Annotated in this window: 4 protein-coding genes and 1 pseudogene; 3 read left to right on the top strand and 2 right to left on the bottom strand. The window is 63.7% G+C overall.

Going from position 1 to position 4329, the window contains the following annotated elements; translation table 11 throughout:
- The coding region (locus tag ACK4OE_RS25390) for a heavy metal translocating P-type ATPase (RefSeq protein WP_409889196.1) at positions 1 to 869 on the bottom strand (869 nt) is incomplete at its 3' end.
- Positions 870 to 1038: 169 nt separating this feature from the next.
- Here ACK4OE_RS25390 and ACK4OE_RS25385 point away from each other — a divergent pair.
- The 3 genes from ACK4OE_RS25385 to ACK4OE_RS25375 all read left to right on the top strand — a co-directional run bounded on the left by ACK4OE_RS25385 (position 1039) and on the right by ACK4OE_RS25375 (position 3578).
- Positions 1039 to 1245 carry a heavy-metal-associated domain-containing protein gene (locus ACK4OE_RS25385; protein ID WP_056742486.1) on the top strand — a complete coding sequence of 69 codons (207 nt, stop codon included), beginning with the start codon at positions 1039 to 1041 and terminating at the stop codon, positions 1243 to 1245.
- 36 nt (positions 1246 to 1281) lie between these two features.
- On the top strand, positions 1282 to 1800 hold the full coding sequence (cueR, locus tag ACK4OE_RS25380) for a Cu(I)-responsive transcriptional regulator (protein WP_409889195.1): 519 nt from the start codon (positions 1282 to 1284) through the stop codon (positions 1798 to 1800).
- Positions 1801 to 1922: 122 nt separating this feature from the next.
- Positions 1923 to 3578: an ATP-binding protein gene (locus ACK4OE_RS25375; RefSeq protein ID WP_409889194.1), complete on the top strand. Its 1656-nt coding sequence runs from the start codon at positions 1923 to 1925 to the stop codon at positions 3576 to 3578.
- Positions 3579 to 3928: 350 nt separating this feature from the next.
- On the opposite strand, the pseudogene ACK4OE_RS25370 reads toward ACK4OE_RS25375, so the two are convergent.
- Positions 3929 to 4329 (bottom strand): annotated as a pseudogene (locus tag ACK4OE_RS25370) (TetR/AcrR family transcriptional regulator); the annotation flags it as partial.

Here is a 4329-nt window from a genome sequence, read left to right as displayed (position 1 = left end):
GTCAGCATGGATTCGTCCACCTGCGTGTGGCCCTCGTGCACTGTGCCGTCCACGGGGATGCGCTCCCCCGGCCGCACCACCAGCTGATCGCCCACCAGCACCTCGGACACCGGCACATCCAACTCGCCCTGCTGGGTCAGCAAATGCACCACATCCGGCCGCAGCGCATGCAGCGCGCGGATGGCCGCCGTGGTCTGGCGCTTGGCGCGCGCCTCCAGCCACTTGCCCAGCAGCACCAGCGTGACCACCACGGCCGAGGCCTCGAAGTACAGGTGCGGCACATGCCCCGGGTGGTCTGAGGGCGCCGTGAGCCACAGCCACATCGACAGGCCCCAGCCCGCACTGGTGCCCAGCGCCACCAGCAAGTCCATGTTGCCGCTCAGCGCCTTGGCCGCATGCCAGCCCGCCTTGTAAAACCGTGCCCCCAGGATGAACTGCACCGGCGTGGCCAGCACAAACTGCACCCAGGCGGGCAGCATCCAGTGCTGGCCGAACAGGTCACCGATCATGGGCAGCACCAGCGGCGCCGACAGCAGCAAGCCAATGCCCACGGGTAAAAAGCCGGCCCAGGGCGACAAGTCCTCCGGTGCATCCTCCTGCCCCGCCGCACGCGGCTCGTAGCCCGCATTGCGCACCGCGCGGCGCAGCACCGCCTCCATGGCCGCGGCGTCAGCGCCCACCTGCGTGACAAAGGCAATGCGCGCAGACTCGGTCGCCAGATTGACCGAGGCCTCCTGCACGCCCGGCACCTTGCGCAGCGCGCGCTCCACACGGCCCACGCAGCTTGCGCAGGTCATGCCAGAAATGCCCAGGTCCAGCGAGTGCACAGACCCGGGCGCGGTGTTGGGGGGGGTGGTGATGGTGTTCATGGCCGGGATGCTGATCCTTGACGTGATGGCAAGGTCAAGCATTGATATTGATCAACCCTCACATCATGAGTGTCTTGAACGGCGTTTGACTCTGCCACGATGTCAAGCTTCAACATTCGCTTCGGTCGCATCCACGGCCATTTTTTGCAACCCCCAACAAGGACACCCCATGGCAACCACTACCACGACTTTCCAAGTGCAGGGCATGACCTGCGGCCACTGCGAACGCGCCGTCACCCAGGCCGTGCAGCAGGTAGATCCCAACGCCCAGGTGCGCATCGACCGCGCCAGCGGCAAGGTGGACGTGGACAGCACCGCCCCCCGCGAGGCCCTGGCCGCCGCCATTGCCGAAGAAGGCTACACCGTCGCGGCCTGAGCGCCGCGCCACCACGCACCCAGCGAGGGCCACACCATGACCATGCCCCATTCCCCCGATGCCGCGCCGACCACGCGCGCCAAGGCCACAGCGCCCCGCCCCATCGCCTGGCCCGTGCCCATCGGCGTCGCTGCCAAGCGCGCAGGCATCTCGGCGCGCATGGTGCGGCACTACGAATCGCTGGGCCTCATCAACGGCGTGGCGCGCACCGACAGCGGCTACCGCCAGTACACCGAGGCCGACGTGCACGCCCTGCACTTCATCCGCCGCAGCCGCGACCTGGGCTTCTCGATGGAAGAAATCGCCGAGCTGCTGGGCCTGTGGCACGACCGCAGCCGCGCCAGCAGCCAGGTCAAGCGCATCGCCCAGCAACACATCGACGACCTGAGCGAACGCATCGCCCACATGCAGGCCATGCAGCGCAGTCTGCAAACCCTGGTGTCGTGCTGCAAGGGCAACGACCGGCCAGACTGCCCCATCCTGGACGATCTGGCAGCGGGGCAGGCAGAACACCACGCACCCCGAGCCTCGCGCAAGACGCTATCAAATCAATAGCTACTTGCGCATGATCGGTTAGCGCTTGGGACACAAAGAGCTCCAAAACTGCTCACACTAGGCCCCGGCGGCTCCGCATGGCAGACTCTCAGGCGTTCCCACTGCCTGCTACTGCCTGCCTCATGCCCACCTCTGTCGCCCAGCTTCAACAATGGCTACTTGAACCCGAAGGCCAACGCCTGGAATTCAAAGAGGCCAAGCAGCGCTACGACTTTGAAAAGCTGCTCAAGTACTGCGTGGCAATGGCTAACGAGGGCGGCGGCACCATCGTGCTGGGCGTGACGGACAAACGCCCACGGAGCATCGTGGGGACCCAGGCGTTTGACCCACCGGAACGGACTGAGGCTGGGCTACACCAGCGGCTGGGGCACCGCATTCCAGTGGAAGAGCTGCTGTTGCCCGGAGGGCGCGTACTAATCGTTCACGTTCCACCACGCCTGCCGGGTACGGCGTGGGAGATCGATGGTCGCTATTTCAAGCGTGCGGGCGACGATCTGGCTGCTCTTAGTGGCCAGGAACTGCGAGAGATGTTCGCCGAAACGGGCCCTGACTTTTCAGCCCAGCCCTGTCCCGGTGCCACGCTGGCCGACCTGGAGCCGACGTCCATTGCACTGTTCCGGGAACGCTGGGCCCAAAAGAGCGGTGACACGCGCAGGCGCGAACTGAGCGACTTGCAAACGCTGCGCGATGCCGAACTGCTGGTGGACGGCGACCAAGTGAGCTACGCGGCGCTTATCCTGTTTGGCACGCGCACAGGACTCACGCGGTGGCTGGCGCAGGCCGAGTTGGTGTTTGAATACCGCTCTTCGGAATCCGCAGGCCCGGCGGCCGACCGCGAGGAATACCGCGCAGGCTTCTTCGCCTGGCAAGACGCACTGTGGAAAAAGATCAACCTGCGTAACGACCGGCAGAGTTACCAGGACGATTTCTTTCGCATGGACCTGCCCACCTTTGACGAGGTGCCTGTACGCGAGGCCATCCTGAACGCGGTGGCCCACCGCGACTACCGCCTGGGCGGCTCGGTCTTTGTGCGGCAATTTGCCAAGCGATTGGAGGTAGTGAGCCCCGGCGGCCTGCCGCCTGGCATCACGCCTGAGAACATCATCGACCAGCAATACCCGCGCAACCGCCGACTGGCCGAAGCCCTGGGGCGCTGCGGGCTAATCGAACGGTCCGGCCAGGGCTTGAACCTAATGATGGAAAGTGCTGTGCGTCAAGGCAAGCCCCTGCCCAGCTTTGCCGGCACCGCCGCGCACGAGGTGCGGCTGACGCTGGAGGGTGGCGTACGCAACCCGGCGTTTGTGCGGTTCATGGAGCGGCTGGGGGAGGAGACGCTGCGCAGCTTATCTACACTGGACTATTTGGCCCTGGAATGCCTGCAACAGGGTCGGCCCATGGCACCCCAGCTACAGGAACGATTGCCAGCCCTTGCGGAAGTGGGTGCCGTAGAAACTATTGGTAGGGGTAAGACCACCAAATACATCCTGGCGGCTGCCTTGTATGCGTCGCTGGGCGGCAAAGGCACCTACACCCGAAAACGGGGGCTGGATCATGGAACCAACAAGGCTTTGCTGCTGCAGCATCTCAAAGACCAAGGCGAAGCCGGTGCGCCACTGAGCGAGTTCAGACAAGTGCTTCCGTCCCTTCCTATGAAGGCCGTACAAAAGCTCTTGGAGGAGTTGCGCAATGAAGGGGTGATCAATGTTCTCGGTCAGCGGCGCTGGGCCCGTTGGTATCTGTCAGATGCAGCCGTCTTTAAGCCAACTGGCAATACCTAGAGGTAAAGCAATGCTTTATGCCGCAGAATATTTCATATAAATCAACGACTTATAAAACCCAAACCAGCACTAAGAACACGGTAGCGGGTTAAACAACCTGTTTAAGCAAGCCCATCACAGGAAGCCGCTGACGCACCATGCAGCAAAGGCACGGCATTGACGACAACCTGTCACGCTGAGCTTGTCCAAGCGCAGCGTGAGGTTATAAAAAGCTCAACTTAGACGGGTGCGCAAGCATCAGGGATGCAAACGCAACGCCCTGCAAAAGGCTATTAAATAGATAGCTATCAAGACATTCCCATCGCGCGGAAGAGGCCAAAAAACCTTGAGATCCTAGCCCCTGGGAGGCATCAGGCCTTGCCGGACCGAGCCGGGGTCTTGGCCTTGGCACCCCCCACCTTGCGCTGGGCGGCAGGGACAGGCACCACCTCAGGCACAGCAGCCTGGGCAGGCCGCCGCAACACCCCATCACACAAAGTCGCAATGCACTGCTGCGCGACCTGCTCGGCCGTGTACTCGCCGCCGGGCTGGTACCAGCGGCCGATCCAGCTGAGCGCACCTGCAATCACAAAGGCCGTGATCTTGGGGTCGGAGGGCTGGATCGAGCCCTCGGCCACGCCCTCGGCCACCAGGCGGCGGAACTCCTGGTCGATGGCGGACTTGAGGCGGCGCAGCTCCTTGCGGCTTTCGGGGGGCACCTGCTCGTCGCCCACGCGGATCAGGCACATGCCGAAGTCCATGGTGACGATGC

The sequence above is a fragment of the Acidovorax sp. genome (genome assembly GCF_046314175.1).
Taxonomy (GTDB): Bacteria; Pseudomonadota; Gammaproteobacteria; order Burkholderiales; family Burkholderiaceae_C; genus Acidovorax.
The sequence above is the reverse complement of the archived record's forward strand: the minus strand, read 5'-3'. Positions and strand labels throughout refer to the sequence as shown.

Bases quoted from the DNA above. Each gene is read 5' to 3' on its own strand.
- ACK4OE_RS25385 (WP_056742486.1), top strand. From the start codon at position 1,039: ATGGCAACCACTACCACGACTTTCCAAGTGCAGGGCATGACCTGCGGC.
- cueR (WP_409889195.1), top strand. From the start codon at position 1,282: ATGACCATGCCCCATTCCCCCGATGCCGCGCCGACCACGCGCGCCAAG.
- ACK4OE_RS25375 (WP_409889194.1), top strand. From the start codon at position 1,923: ATGCCCACCTCTGTCGCCCAGCTTCAACAATGGCTACTTGAACCCGAA.